Here is a 20,405-nt window from a genome sequence, read left to right on the forward strand (position 1 = left end):
CATTTATGAGGGACTACAAGTACATAACGTAAATCCTATCCACACTTTTTCTTCTTTAAAGATACTAAATAACAGCCCCACCATATGGGCGGGGCTGCATATGGCCATGGATTTACGAAGAGAAAAAATCGGATTACAGGATATCATGCAATTAAAGAATTTTTGGACACTTACCTAACATAATGGGATAAGTACTACGCATATGACACTACAGCAATAAACATAAAAGAAGCCCTACAAGATTAACTTGTAAGGCTTTTATTTTGATTAATTTTCTTGAATTTCTTTTCTGTTTTTCTTAAACATTTTTGATAATGTTTCATATACAATTGGAACAACAATCAATGTTAACAACGTTGAGCTTGCAAGACCACCGATTACAGTTATTCCAAGACCTTTGGAAATTAAACCGCCACCGCCAGTTCCAAATAACAATGGAATTAAAGCGCCCATTGTAGCAATTGCCGTCATTAGAATTGGACGTAATCTAGTGCTTCCAGCTTCTAGGATTGCTTCACGCATTCCCATGCCGCCACGTTCCATATGGATGATACGGTCTACTAAAACAATAGCGTTAGTTACAACGATACCAATTAACATCAATAGCCCCATCATAACTGTAACAGAGATTGTTTCACCTGCGATTAATAATCCAACAAATGAACCAATTACAGAGAATGGTAGAGAGAATAGTATTGCGAATGGTGCGAGACCTTCACCGAATGTTACAACAAGAATGAAGTATACGATTAGTATCGCTGCAAGCATTGCAAAACCAAGCTGTGTAAATGTTTCCTGCATATCAGCAGTTACACCTGCAACTCCTAGTGTTACACCCTTCGGTAATTCTAGCTCATCGATTGCCTCATCTACTTCAGCAGATGCTTTTGAAATATCGTCACCGATAATTGTTCCGGAAACGGAAGCATAATATTCACCTTTACTACGAGCTAGTGTATTGAGTGTCGTACCTTCTTCGACTGTTACAAGCTCAGAAAGTGGCATTGTTGTACCAAGAGCAGTTTCTACTTCCGTTGCTAGCAATTCATCAATAGATTTAGGCTGCTGTGTTTGCTCTTGTTGGACAATAACATCTAGTTCATTATCATCTTTCTCGATGGTTGTAAGAACTTCTTGCGTTGCAGTAGGGTTTAACATCATCACAATTTGCCCTGTTGTTAATCCATACTGTAATAGTTCCTCTTGATCTACATTAAAGGTATACTCCACATAAGCATCTTCTTTACTGGAGGATACATCCTCTAATCCATCGTTTTTACTCATCACTTCTTCTACTTGTGTTACAGCTTCATTTAGTTTATCTAAATCTTCACTGTATAAGGTATAGCTAAGTTCATCTGATGCCATTGACATAGCAGAGAAGTTCTGGCTTTTCCATTCACCTGTCTGCTCAAGATTAAATACATATTCTTCAATCTCTTCCCGAACCTCAGGGAAGTTTTCCATTTCAGGGTCAAAGATTAGGTACATTAAGGCACCGCCTCCACCACCCATCATAGAGGTCATTGGATCAGCACTATCATTTATTGATACTTGAACAATATCAATATCTTCACGTTTTAACATCTCTTCTTCTACAAACGTTACATTCTCTAAAGTTTCATCTGGTAATTCACCAGCTTCAGGTGTGTACGTTAAATACATTACCTTCTCTTCTTCACTACCCATAAAACTAAAGCCAATTAATGGGGTTAACGCCAAGCTTCCAACTAATAGCACGATAGCAAATACAGATGTTATGATTTTGTGGTTTAATGACCAGCGTAATACACCCTTATACCAATTCGCTAATTTACCAGATTCTTTATGGCTTCCTTCCGTCTTCTCCCCATAAAGCTTCTTCTTAAATAAGAAGTGAGACAATGCTGGAACGATTGTAATGGCAACAAGTAATGACGCACCAAGTGCAAATGTCATAGTTAAAGCGAATGGCATAAACAACTCACCAACCATACCACCCACGAAAATAAGTGGTGCAAATACCGCTACTGTTACAAGCGTTGACGATAGTATTGGTTTAAACATTTCAATTGTTGCTTCACGTATCAAGGCACGACCATTTAATTTCTCTTCTTTTAAATGTAGTCGCCTATAGATGTTTTCCACAACAACAATCGAGTCATCAATAACACGACCAATCGCAACCGTAATCGCTCCAAGCGTCATGATATTTAACGTGATATCCATCCAGTTTAATAGCATTAATGCAATGAAAATCGAAACTGGAATGGAAATGATAGAAATAATAGTAGATTTAAAATCACGTAAGAATAATAAAATGATTAATACCGCGATTAATCCACCAAATACTGCTTTTTCAACCATTGTTGTAACAGATTCTTCGATTGGAGCACCTTGGTCAAGCGATATATCGACTACAAGACCTTCAATACTCTCTTCTTCTTCTTTAACTAAGTCTTTTACTTTATTAACAACTTCTACCGTATTTGCTTCTTGACCTTTAACAATTTGAATGGCAATTGCATTTTCACCGTTAGTACGTGATACCGATTCTTCCTTACCAATTACCTCAATGGTAGCAATATCACTTAATTTCACAAATGGTGAAGGCTGTGTTTCAGAAGGTGTTACCGGAATAAGCATATTAGACAATTCATCTGCTGACATGAATTTTCCATCTACTGAAACAGCCTGCTCTCCTTCTTCAAATTCATATAGCCCAAGTGAAACAGCCATATCACTAGCCTGAATCATTTGCTTAACAGTATCTTCTGTTAAACCGAGTTGAGCCATCTTTTCTTCATCATAGGTTAATTCTATCTCTTCAATATGTTGACCAGTAATGGTTGAAGATGCAACCCCATCGATTTTTTCGATCTTTGGAAGAAGTACATCTTCAACAGTTGATGTTAATTCAACAATATCTTCTGTTTCACTACTAACACTTAATACCACAACCGGCATCATGTCCATGCTGATTGCTGTTATTGTTGGCTCTTCTACTCCATCGGGTAGTGATAAATTTCCCATAGCAGATTCTAATTCTCGCTCTGCCTCATCCATATTAATTCCATACTCATACTCTACTTGAATACTTGAATAATTAGAATATGAATTGGAATAGACTGCTTTTACATCCTCAAGATTCTCAACAGCCTTTTCTATTGGTATCGATACATCCTCCATTACTTTCTCTGGAGTTGCACCTGGATATACACCAGTAACCATTAAGTATGGGATTGATACATCAGGAATTGTCTCGGTTTTCATACGTGTACCGGAATATATACCTGATACGACGATAATAATCGTCAATATCCAAACTGCTAGTTTATTTTTTAATACAAAGTTAACTAAACCTTTCACGTCTACACCTACCTTAAATTGACTTTATAAACTCATTTCCCTATAATAATGACTAACTGGTCATTTTGTCAACCATATACTCAATGATTTAGGAGAAATTTTACAAATGAGTAAAAAACAATTAATCATGGAAAAATCACTAGATTTATTTGCAAGGCAAGGATTTGAAGCTACATCCGTTCAACAAATTACAAGTTATTGTGGAATCTCAAAGGGTGCCTTTTATTTAGCCTTTAAATCAAAAGACGAGCTAATAATTGCGTTAATTGATCACTTCATGAAACAGATAACCATGGATATTGACTATACGGTCAGAAATACCAACAAAGCGGATACGTTATATTATTTTTACCATACACTTTTCACCGCATTCTTAAAGCACTCGAAATTTGCTAAATTACTCATGAAGGAACAAACGCAACCATTAAATGAAGAGCTACTGTCGAAGATGCGCTATTATGATAACTTAGTAGACCAATCAATCTTAGCAATGGTAGAAAAAACGTACGGTCATAAAATTGAACCTATTAAGTATGATTTGGTTTATACTATTAAAGGCTTAATGAATAGTTATTCCACTTTATTTTTGTTTAATACACTTGTACTGAATGTGGAATTAGTCTCAAAATCACTTGTAGAAAAAACAAATATACTAGCTAATCACATGTCTGTTCCTTTTATTACGACTGACCTGATTAAAAGTTTCAAAAATGAGGTTGAAGATATGTCAAAAGAATCCTTAGCTGAACTACTTAGCCAAAGCATTGAAGAGCTAGACGAATCTATTGAGAAAGAATCATTATTGATCTTGAAGGAACAGCTTTTAATGGAAAGCTATAGTCTTGCTATTGTAAAAGGAATGTTAGAAAACATTCGAAATCACCCAGATTGTAAATGGATTAGCTACCTACTACGTAAATACTTTCAGCTATAGGGAGATGAACTAATTTCTTAGTATGTCACTGTAACTTGTAGAGGATACACAAAGACATTGTATATTCGGAGTAGCCCAAAAGGCAAAAGGCATTATTTTCACAATGCCTTTTGCCTTTTGGGAGTAGGTGAATAGTACATCTCGATATTATTTTCATCCTGCAGCTATCGCCTTATTGTTTAATCCAATATTCGCTACCATCCTTATTGCGCTCCATAAATCCATACTCAATCAAATACCTTCTAATTGTAACGAAATCACTATAAATAGTTTTTAATATTTCATTTATTTCCTTTTCCGTGTAAATCTTCTCACCATTAAACAACCCTAAGATATGCTGTAAAACAATGATTTTTCGTTTTTCTTTACTTGGAAATGTGCCTAGAGTCCCATCTTTATGGAAATAGGTTGATAAGACTTTATCCTTTTCTTCCTTTGTGATTGCGTAACGGTCATCCACCATTTTCGCCCCCTTATGAATACTAATAAATTCATCCTGTCTAATTGTTGGTGCTTCCTCTTCTTGAATCAAACTCATAATCGTTAAGAAAATTCTAGCTTGCTTTTCTTTTTCTTTTAGTTTGAATCGATGATTCCGTATTGTTGATGTACTTCCTCCACTAGTTTCCTTAACGATTTCCTTATCACTTAATCCTTTTTTAAAGTACTGAAGTAGCTCCTTTTGAAGTTCAGATAATCCCGTATACTTCTTATCCATCCCTAATAAATAATCAAACGTAGACCGATGTGTCTCTTTAATGTGATATACGATAGCCTTTTTTGCCTCAAGTAGGAGGTTCTCTGTTGGATAGATAACACCGTCTTCAAATCTTCTATTACAGAAAAGACAGATATATTCATCTGAGCTTGACTGATAGGTATATCCTTTTTGAAGTTCTTCAATTGAAGCATTCCAAAACAAACTATCTCTTTCCATTAACAAACACTTCCTCATTACGTTTATTTATATTATAAACATAATATACTTTTGTTTACAAAAAATCAACAATGAAAAAAGACCCTAATTTCCATCATCATGAGAATTAGTGTCTTCATAAATATCTATTAAACGAATATTTCTTACTCCCATAGGCCTAGCCTAACATCATTAAAAATGATTTTCTAGATACAATTGATTCGAATATACTTCTTTATTCTATTTTAGTGATACTATAGATTTACAATGCTTTGTTAGGAGGAATATTCATTGTCAATGAAAGAAGGATTTGTCGAGGTAACTGGTGGAAGAGTTTGGTATCAAATGCACGATGCTCATACTAATAACGCCCCTGTAATCATTTTGCACGGTGGACCTGGATCTTCACACTGGTCCTTACAAGGATTAAAGGCATTATCAACTATACGACCCGTTATCCTCTACGATCAATTAGGATGTGGAAAATCAGATCGGCCATCAGATACTTCCTTATGGAATATCGACCGATTTGTAGAGGAGCTGCAACAATTAAGAGATGGACTACAGCTTAAGGAATTTTATCTGCTCGGGCATTCCTGGGGGACTACTCTAGCTGCCGCATACTACTTATCTCACCCAGAAGGAGTTCAAGGAATCATCTTTTCAAGTCCTTGTTTAAGTGCTCCTAGATGGGCTGAAGATCAACAAAGAAATCTACAACAGCTTCCTGTTAACGTGCAAAACACGATTCGTGAATGTGAAAAAGATGGTACAACAGACAGCACTGCATATAAAGAAGCAACGAAAGTATTCAATAGCCATTTTGTTTGTAGAATTCCAGAGGAGCAACGACCTGAATTCCTAAAAGAAGGTGCTGCTTACAAAAACTCCGAAATCTATAATATGATGTGGGGAGCTTCTGAATTTCACGTAGCAGGTAGTCTTAAAAGCTTTGATTGCACAAATGAATTGAATTCGTTTCACATACCAACACTTTATACATGCGGACGATTCGATGAAGCAACGCCAGAATCTACTGAATACTTTAGTAGACTGACACCAAATAGTGAATTTCATGTCTTTGAAAATAGTTCACATATGCCCTATATTGAAGAAACGGAGGAATACCTTCGTATTATGCGGGAGTTTTTAGCAGATTAAATGGAATCATCTTGCTAGTTGTCCTGATGCGGACATTAATATTTCGTAGGCATTGGATTAGAGTTGTAGTCCTTCATTCTTCGTGTGAAGGACATATTTCTAATCGGGTTTTAAACGAAATGTCCTCCATCATAGTCATGAAGGACATTTCTATAAACATTACAAACGACTACTTCATGAAGTATGTAATTCATTTAATCCTTCTTTACTAATAGTATTGTATCCAACGTTTCATATAGTCAGCAACTTCTTGAGGTGCGTCCACATAAATATTATGGGTCGTATCAGGAATAGTTCTCACTGTTACGTTTTTAACTAATGAGATAAATTCTTTAGATCCAGCTTCCCGGATATCTTTCATCTCATCTGGAAGACTACTAAGTAATAATAAAGTTGGAGAGGCTATCTCCTTTAGGATATCCTTGGTCGGTTCAGCATAAATTCCCTTAACCACTGCTTTTGCCGTAAATATGGAAGTGGCGAGAAGAATTTCGCCATCTATTTCTTTAACCTGAGATTTTGATCCTGCCTCCAATTCTTCCGACCATCTATCCAACTCTGATTTCTCTGAGGCAATAAACGCTTCCCATGATGGAAAACGAATATTTTCATAAAACTTTTCAATTTGTTCCAGTTCAACATCTAGAGAGCTTATTTCACTATCTGGTATGTAACCGCCATCCAATAAAATGATTCCTTTAACCTTATCAGAATACATTTTGGCATAATATAATGCTATATGTGCCCCCCATGAATGTCCAACGAGATAAAAATCTGATATATTCATGTCTGTTATTAGTTCATTTGTATATTTTGCTATAGATGACGGGTAATAATCTTCTTCTCTTTCAAAGGAAATTGCCCCACCATGACCAGCAAGGTCAAACGCTACAATGTGAAAATCATTTAAATAACCCGCTAATTCACCATACTTTAACCCTGTACCACCCATTCCATGCAATAGAACTAATGTGGTATTCTCTTTATTTCCCCATTCGTAAGTATTATTTTTCATAAGTACCTCACTTTCTGAAGTCTATCATTGCTATTTTAATAGAAAATTTCAAAAAATACAAAATAAGTGCTAGGAACTCCCACTGACAGGAATACCTAGCACCATCTATTTATAATATTTTTTCTCAAAACACAGAAACTTACCTTTTCTAAAGGTAACAGACCCTCTTACCTCATAGCCGTTCTTTTCATACAATTTGCATGCTCGATGATTACTGATAAAGGAATCTAACCGAATGGATGTATATTTATTTTCAATACCGAACCTCTCTGCAAAATAAATTAGCGCCCTGGCAATCCCATTACCCTGAAACTTCGGATCGACACATAAACGATGAATGATTAGGTTTTTACCATCTCGATATCTCCAATTAATTGTATTATATTCCTCTTCATAATCTTCATTAAGCGTTAAAAATCCTCTTACCTGCTTGTTATCAATCAGCACGTAAATTGTACCTTCATGAATGTCATGTAGAACAATTTCCTCATTAGGATATACATTGTCCCATTGATGGATACCCTCTGAATCCATATCCTGAATAGCATCCTTTATGATTCGGATGATTTCATTAATATCATCTTTACTTGCCAGCTTAATTTCCATTATTCAATCCTTCTAAGCGCCATCAACCTTGATTTATTTAGCCAAATAGTCTATTAGTTCTGGCAACCATTCTTCTAAATCTGTAAACTGATATCCTAGTTTTGTTGCCTTTTCGTTACTGAGAGTCCATGTTTCCGCTATGGCATACGGTGACTCTAATTGTTGTTCCGTTGTAATTTTTATTGCCTGCCCGGTTTTATTTTCTATTAACGTCATTAGTTGCTTCATAGTTATATAACCATTTGCACAGACATTTACTGGACCAGTGAAATCTGTTTTCGCAATCCATGATAGGAAATTACCTGCCTCACGCTGATGAACAAAACACATTTCCGCATCAGGATTTGGGAAATATACCATTTTTTCTTCCTTAGCACTTCTTACATAGTGATGTAATCGTTCTGTATAATCCTCTTCTCCAAGAACTATCGGTATTCTCATTGCAACAACTGGGAATGATGCCTTCTGAAAGAAGTACGCTTCAGCTTGACGCTTCCCTTCTTGATAGGTAACCTCCTGCTTATCTACCATTTTTAAATCATAGGAATATGGATCAAACACCTTTTCGCTCATTCTTGCACCATAATCATATACTGACAGCGTAGATGTAAAAACATATCGCTTCATTTTTCCTTCTAAAGCATTCTGAATAATTGCTGCATCATCAGATGAAAAGCATAATTGGTCAAAAACAACATCCCACTCTCTTCCTTTAACTGCAGACCTTACGGAAGCCTCATCGAATCGATCTACCTTTAACCGCTCTACTTTGTCCCCAAACGGATCGCTACTGTTTTGACGAGTAGCTACTGTTACAGATACTCCTTCATCGATTAAAGCTTCAATTAAATTAACCCCAAAAAATCGTGTGCCGCCAAAGACTAAAGCTGTTTTCATTAAGAACTTCCTCCCATTCTAAAAATTAAAACTCTTTTCGTTCCTTCATTATGGTATATAATCGCTAAAATAACAACTTTCAAACGATTCCAATAAAACACTCCCCATTTGGAAATGAGGAGTGACCAATTACTAGCCTACTTTTTTGGCTCGCATAAAGGGAATGGAACGGCGAATTCTTGTTTGTGATTTCTCCTTTTTACTAATGCCATAACGCCCATGTTCAGATGCGTATGCTCGCAATTCCTTCATTTTTTCTTCCGTTAACATTCGATATATATCAGTATACATGTTATTACCTCCTCGATTGGTTAGCTTACAGTTCTATCTTACTCATCTCCCCTGTTATTAACCTCGGGACCGCGACTGATTTTCGAGCACAAAATTTCCATACTTCATACGGAACGACTTTCAGACCCTAGACTGAACAAATCCAAAAATTACCACTTCTTCAGTTCTAAAAGTATAGTAAAATAGTCTCATGTCTCTATATTACAAAAATATTACATACAAAGAGGAGATGATCCAATGAGACATCTTAAGTTATTAATGGTCTTATTAATTTCTACTATTCTGATAGCTGCTTGTGGCCAAGAAGACAAAGCTAATCAAGAAGAAAAAACTGAAGTAAAAGAGCAAGACATCGAATTAACAGATGAGAATCAGAAAGCCGCGGCAGAGACTGTCAAATCATACATAAAAGCTGCATACTCAAATACTGATTTTTCATCAACAACCAATTTTAAAGGAACGGAATATATGAGTGGAGACCAGGAATGGCATCAATCTTTTATGGATGAGTTGGCATTCATCACAAATAACGGTCAAGAATCCTTTGAAGTAAAAGATGTTATTATTAAAGAGTTAATTGATCTCGGAGATTATTATGAGGATGAAACTTACTCCCCAGTATACATTATTAACACAAAAGTACTTTTTAAAGACAATGACGACAAAGAAAACTATGAATCTACTGGCATATTACTTTCTTATAACAATGCTGATTCAACATGGGAAATTGACTGGTATAATTTTGCACAACCACTTGAACCTATTGATTTTTGGGGATCTAATAATGCTGAAGTAGTTCCAGCTAATGACAGTCAAGAAGCTGCTGCAGAGCTAGCGAAATTATTTGCTACAGAATTTTTATCATTAGGAAATCGTGAATCTGTTGATGATTTACGTGGTATGATTGAATTGTGGATTGATGAAGAACAAGAGGTTATAAAGCAAAACATTCTTTCAAGCAATGAAAGCTTCTTCCAACTAGATAAGGAATCAAGACCAATGGTTGCAAATGTCAAAATTGACGAGCTTCTACCATTTAGAGAAATGCCAATTGAAGAAGCGACGGAAGCATATGCAATTAACGTAAGTGTAGAATATGAAGAAAATAAATCACTTGACCTTACGGAATTAGGTTTTGTTATTGTCAAAATAAATGATGAGTGGAAAATCATCCAAAATCTCACGTATAGAATCACTCCTTGGGAATATGTTGACTTAAGTGCACAATAAGACGATAATCTTTTCAGAATCAAATACATGATAGTGGATTAAATAAGTTAAACATATGTGGGCTGTAGTAAATGGCTAGGTTCCCTAGCTAAACACTACAGTCCTTTTTTATGCCTAATTAATGAAAGCGTTTATGCCGCATTCGTCTTACTTCTTTCACTAGCCTGTTGCACTATAAATAACCCAAGGACAACTACTAATAATCCTGCACAAACGAGATATAGTACCTGGAAGCTAAACATAGCAACGATTAATCCAAGTACATACGAGCCTGTTGCAATACCAATATCCCAAAAAATAAAGAAGGTTGCTGTAGCATGGCCACTCCGCCCTTTTTTCGCAGTCTGAATGCACATAGTTTGAAAGCTCGGTAATAATGACCCACTACCAAGACCAATAACAGCTGCCGCAATTAAAAACAACCAAGCATTATTCGTAATACTTAACAGTATTAAACCAATACTAAACACCACTAGGCATGGAATAATGACATAGCTTGGACCTCTTACGTCAAATAGCTGTCCAAGTGAGGGTCTTGATATAATCATTACAATTGCAAATACAACAAAGAAATAGCTGGCAACACTCGCAAGATCTAAAGCATTTGCAAACACACTAACATAGGATAGAATACTAGAATAGGCAATTCCAACAAATAGACTAATAATAGCAATTGGTACTGCGCGCACCTCGATTAGTTCATGAATTGAAAATTTCTTCCCCTCTTCTAGTTCCTCCTGTTCCATTTCATTGGTAACATGAACTTGCAGTGCACATATAGCCCCAATAGCCATAAACAGGCTAATGATTATAAACATTGATTCAAAGCTAATATACTGAATTAACGTAAGGCCTAGAAAAGGACCAACCACCATAGCGATATTCATCGACATCGCAAAATACCCAAGACCTGCTCCTCTTCTTTCCTCTGGAACCACATCCGCAGCAATAGCACTAGTTGCAGTTGTCAGCACTCCAAAGGACAAGCCGTGGATAAATCGAAGAATCATTAACACTAGAAAGCTATCAATTCCAGCATAAAAAAACATAGTAGCTGTAAACAATACCGTACTCCAAATTAATCCATTCCTCTTCCCTACTTTTTCTAATAGTTTTCCAGAAAATGGCCTTATTATAATAGCAGCAGTTAACATACTGGTGACTACTAATCCACCTTGCGCTTCTGATCCATCTAATACTGTTAAAACAAATATTGGCAATGTAGTTAGCAAGGTATAGAATGCAACAAATACAATAAACTGTGTAAGAGAAATATTAACAAAGTCCTTCGTCCAAATTTTATTCTTGTGATTACTCATGCTGTCGAACCTCTCTTAATTTAATTTCTGTAGTAAGGTAAGAAGAAGTTTCTTCTCCTCCTCCGATAGATTAGCAAGAATTACATCTTCATGCTCGGAAACTGTCGTTAAAATCTCAGCATACTTGCTTTTGGCATATTCCGTTAATTCAATAAACCGCTCACGTTTGTCAGCGCCATGTACTCGTTTTACCCAGCCATTTTCTTCCATCCGTTTTACGGTTCGTGTAATGGTTGGCGCTTCAACATGAAAATAGTTCGTAATTTCTGATTGCGTTTTTGAACCATTTTTATTTAAGTAGTATAGAATGGACCACTGTGCATGATATAAATCATGTTTTTTTAAGCGGTCATTTAAATGTTTTTGGAAATAACGTACTCGTTGATTCAATACATGCAACAAATCTTGGTTTAACATAGAGACCTCCAAATAGTTAGCTAGGTAAGTATTTATCAGACAAATACTATCATACACCCTTTTTCTAAGTGTGTATAGTCGCATTTATGATATTTCTATTAATTGAAATCTACTATGGGATAAGTTTTTAGATGCTCATAGCGTATTAACGTACCATCCGAGCGTATTGTTATTTCATCAACACCATAAGTAATATGCGCACGATAGCAGGGCTTTATTTTTAAGGTTATTTCATATGAACCTCCAACACCATATAACTGCCTGATTTGCAGAACTTCTGTATCATAGGCATCCCAAGAAAGAGATTCAGGTGCATGTTTATCATCCTTATAAATTGATTGTATTCCTTTTTCTACCGGGGCTCTAAGACTTTGAATAAGTGCATATTTATACGCATCACATAGCTGTGATTCGGTTTCATTTATGGTTGTTGCATAAACAAGACATGTAGGTAACATAAATACCATCACGAATAATAAAGTAAAACTTTTTCATGCGATTGCTCCTTTTTTCTCCTGTTTTACAAATCTTATTGTTGTAAAAAAGTATAAAACTATGCAGGTTTGGTTAGCAGTCAAATAATTCTATATCGATGTTTCTCCAAAGTACATTTTGTGCCTCCAATCACTTATAGTCTAACTTAACTAAGAATTAGGATTAATTTATCCCCTTTCAACAAAACTAGTTATTTTTCTTAACAAAATGTGACAAACATCATGAGATTTATCTGATATTATGGTGAACATAATGAAATAATAAAGTTGGGAGAGGCGACATGGAGAGATTTTTTGGACTTTTTAAGATGGATACAGATTTTTCAGATACAAAGCAATCGATTCGTGCTGAACTAGAACGTGATGATTTGTGCTTTTACCACTTTATTGGCGGTAATCCAAGTGAGACACAAGCCCTCAGTCAGAAATTGCAGACCTTAAGAGAAAGTAAAGCACTATTAATTGGCATCTTTCGCTTCCCTTTTCGATTTGAAGGTAAAAGAAGACAATTTACTGCCAGAGAACAATATTTTATGATGAAAGAATTTTGTGATGCAGTTATTTTCTTCGACAGTGATGGGTTAATGGAAACCATTGATCCAACTACACCAATACATGATGCCCAGTTAGCCTTTGATAAGATTGAAGAACAAACCAGTCAAACATTGCGTGAGATGGTCGATGAAACTGGAAAAATAAATATCGATTTTCATGATATTAAATCCTTTATTCAAAGAAATAGAGGTCCATTATTTGTCCATACAATTGAAGGAGACTCATTTGATGAACCCTTAAAGTACTTAATCGCTACGCCCTACTTACCAAAGGATTTTACTGAGGGGGAACAATTAATTATTAATATTGGTTACACTCGAGATGTAGATATGGCTGCATTTCGCCAAATAAACTTACGACTAAATGACCTATTTGATAAAGCAGATTTATTTAAATTAGGCTCGTATTTTATTGATGAGCCAGGTCATCACTTCAAAATAAGTCTACTAGTAAATGGCCTTCAGGATCCTGTTGAAAACCCAAGCATTAATATAAAAACGGAAACAAAGTACAAAAGCTTTATTAAAAGATGGCAAAAATTTATTGAAAAAGAAATTCGCTAAGATGCATCATCTATGCATTATTCCACTAAATCCGTCCACACTAATCATCTAAGGAGGGATTTTTTCATGTCGAAAAATAAGAAAAAAAAGAACAAAAGTAAAGAAGAATTAAATGATATGAAAGGAAAAGAACGTTATCCTAAAAATAGACAATAACTTTTAAAGAATTCACTTTAGGAATAATACATTTGTGAACGGTTCTGTACCAAATTCGGTAGAGAATCGTTTTTTTATTTTTTAAAATTTCCGTTTAAATACTAGATACAATGTCTAAACTAGCTATAAGATATTAGGTTATTACTAGACACTTAGAGTTATAATCTAGCATAATCTAATTAACAGGTCGTTATAGAAGGAGTTTTGGCATGGTCCAACAGGCGAGTAAGTTTTTTGAAGATTTCGGCTTCATTGGAATGTTTATTCATGGATTTATTGATGCGATAATATTCCCTATTCCCGCATTTTTTACACAGGTATCGCTTAGTATGATAGACCCCTCTTCTGCAATTTGGCTTGCGACATTAGGCTATATTGCATGTCTATTAGGTACTCCCTTCGGCTATTTAATTGGAAGGGCATTAGGGGAACCCGTCTTACAAAAATTTATTAAACAAAAATGGATTGATAAAGCAACAGACTCCTTCAAAAAAAATGGAGAAGCTGCAATATTAATTGGTGCATTTACACCGATACCTTTTAAAGTGTTTACGATCTTATCAGGTTGCTTTAAATACTCGCTATGGAAGCTAATTGGTTATGCAGCAATCGGAAGAGCGGTTAAATACTATGTGGTTGGACTTGCGTTCTATTTTTATGGTCAGGCATCAGAAGAATTTGTCACCTCATACCTGTCCTATATTATGGGCGGAATCGCTATCATCTTGTTAGGTATATTTTATATAAAAAGAAGGATCCAGCGAGTGAAACAAATTAACATTGAAAAGCAAAAGAATTATGTTGGATAACCGAAGAGCCAGAATCATTTGGCTCTTTATTTTTTTATTGGATTAATTCATAAGAGAGTATTATTCATTGATATGCTAAGATATTCTTACTACGAACGTCAACATTTCATAGAAGGAGCGAGTGTAAGAACATGCAAGAACTAGCGCGTAATTTAATGCCTTTTATTCCAGGAAGTCCAGAAATAGAAATCATAAAAAACGAATACTCTAGCGAAATTGTCGATAAACAGACTAGAGAAGTATATGGTTATGTACACTTTGATGAGTATAAATTAATCGGATTTGAAAGTGAGATTGACTACGAGGATGAAGTGCAGTTACCTTATGATATCCCGATTAGGCAAAAAGAAATATTACATAAAGCACAATTATTTGTTGATACTTTTTTAGAAAAAGAGGTTCATTTTAGTATGTTCAATGAGTGGAGCAGCAATAACTTCATGGTAACGTTTGAAGAAAGAGATCCAAAGCTCGCACTATTACTTCCCCACACTGGTTGCACCCTTTATTTCACAAGAGATGCTGTGCTAACAACCGCTAATGTTGGACGGAGCGAAATAAACCTGGAATATCCGAGCATTAAAATCACAGAACAAGAGGCAAAAGAAAAATTAAAGAATGCTAATTATCTTCAACTGGCGATTCATTTTCCAGATATCAATGATAGTCATTCAGAGGCAGAACTAATCTATCACCCAAACCATTCCATAATGGGCATCGGGGTTGATGGTGCAATTGATACTGTTACAGATTTTTTGGGAACTAAAAAACCAGCTACACTACAAATACCACCTGTAAAACCAACTAAGACGAAAGAAGAACTACTTGGTGTTCCTCATTCCTTACAAAAGAAAACAGGTGAAGAAAACGCAACAATTTGGGTTGATTCCTTTCTCTCTAATAATGAGGATATGGAAGAAGAAGCACTTGTCTCAATTTTCGATAATGAGTTGAGACACTTTAGTTTTTCAAATACTCCATTTGAAAAATCTGAGGGTTTGAAACCAATATCTCTAAAGGAATTAACAGAGATAGCTCTTCAATATTTGGAATTGGTAGAAGGAAACATAAATCAAAAATACGTATTAGAAGAACCAACTCCAGTCGAAGAACATTCAGAAGAATTACAAGAAAATGATTTAGATGAAGAAATTAACTCTGATATAGACGAAGATGAATCTTGGGAAGATTATCTAGAACCCGAACCTACTCAAATGTTTACCTTTTATCGTCAACATGATGGATTTAAAATTGAAAACCTTGAAGCTAATATAGACGTTGGACGATACACCGGTCTCATCCGTGGATGTTCGGTAACCAGATTAACCAGAAAACAAGAAAAGAGCCTTTATGACATCAATACTACACCAGTTATTTCTTTAAAGGAAGCTGAATTGCGATTTTTCAGTGAAATTGAAATGGTGTTAACTCGTGTTGTTAAGTACTTTGATCAACAAGATGTGTACACATTATCCTATGGAATTAACTTTCCAAGAACTGGAGGCCATATTGAAAAAATAAACGCCATCACTGGTGAAGTAAGTTATGTAGAAACAGGGATTTTAAAAGAAAATTATTTGTATGAGTAAAAGGTCCTTTACGCTAACAGTGTCTATTGCTACCATAGCCAGGCGTCTTATTTCAAACCTTCATAATAATACAACCTTACTCCCAATGAGTAAGGTTGTTGTAATGTTACATTTGTTATAAAAGGCATCTGAAACAAAATAAGTGATGGAGGCGATTAATCGTTACCCTTCCATGTTTTCAGTAGGTTTATCTCCCTTGTCCTTCGCTAAGAACCATCCAGCTGCCGCTATTCCAATTAATACTGTATAGAATATTAGCTTCCACTCTTTAGAGTGGGCAAATTCATATGAAATGATTCCGATGTCTGGATGTCCTAGCGTTAGTACTAATAGTTTAACCCCTACCCATCCAACGATGGCAAATGCAGCAATTTCTAATCCAGGTCTAGCATGAAGTAATTTCACAAATAAGTTAGCGGCAAATCTCATAATGATTAATCCTACTAATCCACCAGTAAATATGACAAGGAATTTCCCACCATCCATTCCACCTATACTAGGAAGATTGGTGTTAGGCAATGTCATAGCCAAAGCTACTGCAGCTAAAATAGAATCAACAGCAAATGCAATATCTGCTAGTTCAACCCGAAATACAGTTCCCCAGAATCCAGATTTTTTCTTTTCATCAACATTCTTTTCTTTATCCTTGAAGTAAATCTTCCGGACAATATGATTAATCGCAATAAATAATAGATACAAAGCACCAATTGCTTGCACCTGCCATACGTCCACCAGAAAAGATATAATAAATAGTGAACCAAATCGGAAAACGAATGCACCTGCGAGACCATAGAATAGCGCTTTTTTTCTTTCCTCTTCAGGTAGGTGCTTCACCATAATCGCTAATACTAGAGCATTATCTGCTGCTAATAAACCTTCTAATGCAATTAATAATAGTAGTACTCCACCATATTCAAGTAGAATAGATAATTCCAATTAAAACGCTCCTTTTTATCCAATTTTTTTGTTTACTTAGTTTCGTTCTTTAAATTACTCACCTAAACATGATTAGTATTATCCATATTAATTTGCTTTATTGAACATTTATGGATAACAGTCTCTCCTTTCATACGTATTGGATTGACAGACCCCGTTGGCAAATAAAAAAACCTTTACCAAAATCGATAAAGGTGTATAATAAGCTCTATATTTTCCAGAAACTTTTCCTCAAGTGTTACAAGAGCATATAAAAAGACCTTTACCAATAGGCAAAGGTCTTGCTAACAACGTCCGTTGCCAACAAAGCCGAGAAATGTACATTTCCGTAATGACGACTTTGTTGTTAAAGCTACTCCCCTTTGAGGGTAACTATTCAATTAATTTTATACTAATCTATAAAAGGAGATATGTCAATAGGCGTGCTAATCTTATATGAATTTTGGGTAAATAACAACCACTATCCTTATTCTCCTAAAATCTCCCGTGTACGATTCAAAATCTCCTCATCCTTCAATCGAAACTTAAACTCAACCCTTCTCGATGCCTCTGCACTATATTGGCCATCTTCGCTTGTTCGAAAATCCGTATATGATTTACTATTTACAGTCAGTTTCCCCTGTAAATGCTCCTGTATATTCTTATAAGGAAAGTCTTCACTAAGAATATAGGATGCAACACTGTAAGCCCTATCCTGAGCAAGCTTTAGATTATATAGATAACCTCCACTTCGATCAGTATGACCTTCTATAATAATTTCCGCTACATATTCTTCATAGCCACTTCCAAGTAACACATCTAAATACTTAGGAACAAATTCATCCAAAAATTCATATGATGCTGGCTTTAACGCTGCTTTATCGAATTCAAATAAAATATCCGTATCAAAAATAATGGCACCAGTTTCTTCATCAACGGTAATGCCAGATGAGGTATCACTAAACTCATTCTTTAACTCGTTAACCAACTGCACACGAACGCCCATTATTTGATCAATTGTACGTTTCATTTCCTCAATTTGTAGTGACTTAATTACCATCATGACAATAAATAGTAGGATGAAACACAATAAAATGATGGTTAATAAATCTGTAAATGATGGCCAAAAATGACCTTCATCATTTTCCTTCTTAAATAACCGCTGATATTTAGTATCCATTTTGGTTCATTCCTATACCCGTTTGTCTTGGAGCACCTTGCTGACTAACAGTACTTAATTGTCGATTCAATGCTTGGATTTCCCTACCTAATTCCTGAAGCATTTGCTGTGTGTATCGGGCATTACTTTGATGAATCTGCTCCGATATTCGACGTATCTCCATAAATTCTCGTGTGATAGTATCATTTGTCTTCTCCATCGAGTCAGAAATATTACGAACCACTTGGTCCATTCTATTCCCAAGCGTTCCTTCTAAGCTTGATACGTATTTTGAAAGCGTGTCCTTTAAAAATCCTACACTAGATTCTAACTGATTCTCCCGGTGACTAAATGCTTGGTTCATTTGCGTTATGGTTGTATTTATTTCTTGTATTAGTTGATTATTCTTCATACCTACCTGGTCATATGTTTTACTAGCCTCACGCACCTGTTTTTCAAACATCATGGATTCAGTTGTATGTTCCTTTATATGATTACTAAACGTTTTATTGAAGTGTTTTAATTCTTCGAATCGATCTGATAGCAAATGTTTATGTTCCACTTGTGTTTGATTAATGACTTCTAATGCCTGTGGCAATGTAACAATCGACTCCCCAAGTCGGTCAAAGTCCCTTGATAATTCCCCTAAGTAATTTGTAATCCCCGATAATTTGGTCGATAAATCCGTTCCGAACACTTGTTTAAACTCCTTATTATGCGCTTCCATCTTCTTGACGATATCGTAGCTCTGATGAATAATTTTACTAATAGAGTCTTTTACAGAGTTTTGTCCTTCTACGATGGATGAGCTAAAGTTCTTTAAATCTACTACCGACTCCTCAAAATGATTTAACGTATTCATTTGTGAAGTAGAAACCTCTTTTACTTTTTCATAGGTATTCTCAAACACTTTAGCCATCCTGTCATTTCTAGCATCCATTTTTTGAAAATAAGAAAATAGCGCTTCAAAATTCTCATTTAAACGGGTTGTACCTTTACCAAAGCCATCTGTTACTTCTTTCATTTGATCAAATAATGTTTGAAATTCCTTTAAATTTTGTGAAAGTCCATCATTAAAATGCGCTAAATCTCTTGCCGATTGCTGTAGTCCGGTTGTATATTCTTGGAATCCTTCAAATGCACGTTCAATACTCCCCAGGGATTGTTGATTCGTTTCTTGAAGGCTTTGAATCGATTGATTAATCATCTCGGAAACGTTTATGAGCTTAACCATGCTGCTTTCATCACTTCTCTCAAGCTGAGATTCTACCTTCAGCATAATATCCGTAAGCATATACTCCGTATTCATCATTTTAAGTGCTATTGTCATTACAAGGGAAAAGCCCATTCCCGCTATACTGGTGTAGAATGCAACATCAATACCTGAAAGAACAGCAGCAACATTTTCAACTATTTGATCACCTGTCGCATTAATGCTTCCCAAGGACATCGTTAGTCCAATAAATGTCCCTAGCACCCCAATTAAGATAAATACGGAAACTGTCATTTGAATCATTTTAATAAGACTAATAACTGGAAAACCCAAAACACGCCAATTAGAAAATCTCTCCTGAACGAATGTTTCTACCTCTACCGTGTCTTCTTGTTGTCGCTTTTTGTATTGATTTTGAAGTGTATGAAGTGGTTCCATATCCATTCGATTCGTGTCACGAAGATAGTTTCGTAGTTTCTTCAGTTTACTGTATAAAAGAATGTGAAAAGTAAATGCAAAAAGAAACCCGGCAATTAGAATCATAAAAATAAGCTCTATTAGTGGACTAGCTAAAATAGCCTCTGCCTTTTCTTCACTTGTAAATATTTCTAACATAAATTGCACCACAATTACCTCTCCCACCTTAACAAATTCGACCAAAAATCATCTTATTTCATCCTATTCAAAACTTGGACAAATCATGTATGAAGCATCGAGATTCATAAAAATTTATTAACAAATGTAGCTTTGTGATAAATAACATCTTCAGCACATAGTTTATTATGATTGCAACAGTAGAAAAGAAAGGCAGGAGGATT

18 protein-coding genes are annotated in these 20,405 nt (G+C 35.4%); 6 read left to right on the forward strand and 12 right to left on the reverse strand.

Annotated elements, in window-relative coordinates:
• Nucleotides 1-267: 267 nt before the first annotated feature.
• Nucleotides 268-3,348 (reverse strand): efflux RND transporter permease subunit, encoded by a 3,081-nt coding sequence (locus ABC228_RS09740; protein WP_345824945.1) that lies wholly within the window; start codon nt 3,346-3,348, stop codon nt 268-270.
• Between the two features lie 106 nt (nt 3,349-3,454).
• Between ABC228_RS09740 and ABC228_RS09745 the strand changes: the two genes are divergently transcribed.
• Nucleotides 3,455-4,282 carry a TetR/AcrR family transcriptional regulator gene (locus ABC228_RS09745; RefSeq protein WP_345824946.1) on the forward strand — a complete coding sequence of 276 codons (828 nt, stop codon included), beginning with the start codon at nt 3,455-3,457 and terminating at the stop codon, nt 4,280-4,282.
• Nucleotides 4,283-4,454: 172 nt separating this feature from the next.
• On the opposite strand, the gene ABC228_RS09750 is transcribed toward ABC228_RS09745, so the two are convergent.
• Nucleotides 4,455-5,219, reverse strand: coding sequence for a DUF2087 domain-containing protein (locus tag ABC228_RS09750; RefSeq protein WP_345824947.1), 765 nt, complete (start codon nt 5,217-5,219; stop codon nt 4,455-4,457).
• 270 nt (nt 5,220-5,489) lie between these two features.
• On the opposite strand from ABC228_RS09750, the gene ABC228_RS09755 reads away from it, so the two are divergent.
• The gene (locus tag ABC228_RS09755; RefSeq protein ID WP_345824948.1) at nt 5,490-6,359 is read left to right on the forward strand and encodes a proline iminopeptidase-family hydrolase; all 870 of its coding nucleotides are present in this window, start codon (nt 5,490-5,492) and stop codon (nt 6,357-6,359) included.
• A 208-nt stretch (nt 6,360-6,567) separates the two neighbouring features.
• Here ABC228_RS09755 and ABC228_RS09760 read toward each other — a convergent pair whose 3' ends face one another.
• The 4 genes from ABC228_RS09760 to ABC228_RS09775 all read right to left on the reverse strand — a co-directional run bounded on the left by ABC228_RS09760 (nt 6,568) and on the right by ABC228_RS09775 (nt 9,168).
• Nucleotides 6,568-7,374 (reverse strand): alpha/beta fold hydrolase, encoded by an 807-nt coding sequence (locus tag ABC228_RS09760; protein ID WP_345824949.1) that lies wholly within the window; start codon nt 7,372-7,374, stop codon nt 6,568-6,570.
• A gap of 105 nt (nt 7,375-7,479) precedes the next feature.
• Complete coding sequence (locus ABC228_RS09765; RefSeq protein ID WP_345824950.1) at nt 7,480-7,980, reverse strand: GNAT family N-acetyltransferase; 501 nt, start codon at nt 7,978-7,980, stop codon at nt 7,480-7,482.
• Nucleotides 7,981-8,013: 33 nt separating this feature from the next.
• Nucleotides 8,014-8,877, reverse strand: a complete 864-nt coding sequence (locus tag ABC228_RS09770; RefSeq protein WP_345824951.1) for an NAD-dependent epimerase/dehydratase family protein — start codon at nt 8,875-8,877, stop codon at nt 8,014-8,016.
• Nucleotides 8,878-9,009: 132 nt separating this feature from the next.
• Complete coding sequence (locus tag ABC228_RS09775) at nt 9,010-9,168, reverse strand: hypothetical protein (protein ID WP_345824952.1); 159 nt, start codon at nt 9,166-9,168, stop codon at nt 9,010-9,012.
• A gap of 237 nt (nt 9,169-9,405) precedes the next feature.
• Between ABC228_RS09775 and ABC228_RS09780 the strand changes: the two genes are divergently transcribed.
• Complete coding sequence (locus tag ABC228_RS09780) at nt 9,406-10,398, forward strand: hypothetical protein (RefSeq protein WP_345824953.1); 993 nt, start codon at nt 9,406-9,408, stop codon at nt 10,396-10,398.
• Nucleotides 10,399-10,529: 131 nt separating this feature from the next.
• On the opposite strand, the gene ABC228_RS09785 is transcribed toward ABC228_RS09780, so the two are convergent.
• From ABC228_RS09785 to ABC228_RS09795, 3 genes are all read right to left on the reverse strand, one after another.
• Nucleotides 10,530-11,717 (reverse strand): MFS transporter, encoded by a 1,188-nt coding sequence (locus ABC228_RS09785; protein WP_345824954.1) that lies wholly within the window; start codon nt 11,715-11,717, stop codon nt 10,530-10,532.
• A gap of 15 nt (nt 11,718-11,732) precedes the next feature.
• Nucleotides 11,733-12,134, reverse strand: coding sequence for a MarR family winged helix-turn-helix transcriptional regulator (locus tag ABC228_RS09790; protein ID WP_345824955.1), 402 nt, complete (start codon nt 12,132-12,134; stop codon nt 11,733-11,735).
• Between the two features lie 98 nt (nt 12,135-12,232).
• Nucleotides 12,233-12,592 carry a DUF3888 domain-containing protein gene (locus ABC228_RS09795; RefSeq protein ID WP_345824956.1) on the reverse strand — a complete coding sequence of 120 codons (360 nt, stop codon included), beginning with the start codon at nt 12,590-12,592 and terminating at the stop codon, nt 12,233-12,235.
• Nucleotides 12,593-12,909: 317 nt separating this feature from the next.
• On the opposite strand from ABC228_RS09795, the gene ABC228_RS09800 reads away from it, so the two are divergent.
• The 3 genes from ABC228_RS09800 to ABC228_RS09810 all read left to right on the forward strand — a co-directional run bounded on the left by ABC228_RS09800 (nt 12,910) and on the right by ABC228_RS09810 (nt 16,300).
• On the forward strand, nt 12,910-13,746 hold the full coding sequence (locus ABC228_RS09800) for an FtsZ/tubulin family protein (RefSeq protein ID WP_345824957.1): 837 nt from the start codon (nt 12,910-12,912) through the stop codon (nt 13,744-13,746).
• Nucleotides 13,747-14,111: 365 nt separating this feature from the next.
• Nucleotides 14,112-14,711 (forward strand): YqaA family protein, encoded by a 600-nt coding sequence (locus ABC228_RS09805; RefSeq protein WP_345824958.1) that lies wholly within the window; start codon nt 14,112-14,114, stop codon nt 14,709-14,711.
• Between the two features lie 131 nt (nt 14,712-14,842).
• Complete coding sequence (locus tag ABC228_RS09810; RefSeq protein ID WP_345824959.1) at nt 14,843-16,300, forward strand: hypothetical protein; 1,458 nt, start codon at nt 14,843-14,845, stop codon at nt 16,298-16,300.
• 162 nt (nt 16,301-16,462) lie between these two features.
• On the opposite strand, the gene ABC228_RS09815 is transcribed toward ABC228_RS09810, so the two are convergent.
• From ABC228_RS09815 to ABC228_RS09825, 3 genes are all read right to left on the reverse strand, one after another.
• A complete protein-coding gene (locus ABC228_RS09815) occupies nt 16,463-17,236 on the reverse strand; it encodes a TerC family protein (RefSeq protein ID WP_345824960.1) in 774 nt (257 codons plus the stop codon).
• 466 nt (nt 17,237-17,702) lie between these two features.
• Nucleotides 17,703-18,395: an OmpA family protein gene (locus tag ABC228_RS09820; protein WP_345824961.1), complete on the reverse strand. Its 693-nt coding sequence runs from the start codon at nt 18,393-18,395 to the stop codon at nt 17,703-17,705.
• The gene (locus ABC228_RS09825) at nt 18,385-20,214 is read right to left on the reverse strand and encodes a MotA/TolQ/ExbB proton channel family protein (RefSeq protein ID WP_345824962.1); all 1,830 of its coding nucleotides are present in this window, start codon (nt 20,212-20,214) and stop codon (nt 18,385-18,387) included. The genes ABC228_RS09820 and ABC228_RS09825 overlap by 11 nt, the downstream gene beginning before the upstream one ends.
• Nucleotides 20,215-20,405 lie beyond the last annotated feature (191 nt).

The organism is Ornithinibacillus xuwenensis (assembly GCF_039614845.1).
GTDB lineage: Bacteria > Bacillota > Bacilli > Bacillales > Amphibacillaceae > Ornithinibacillus > Ornithinibacillus xuwenensis.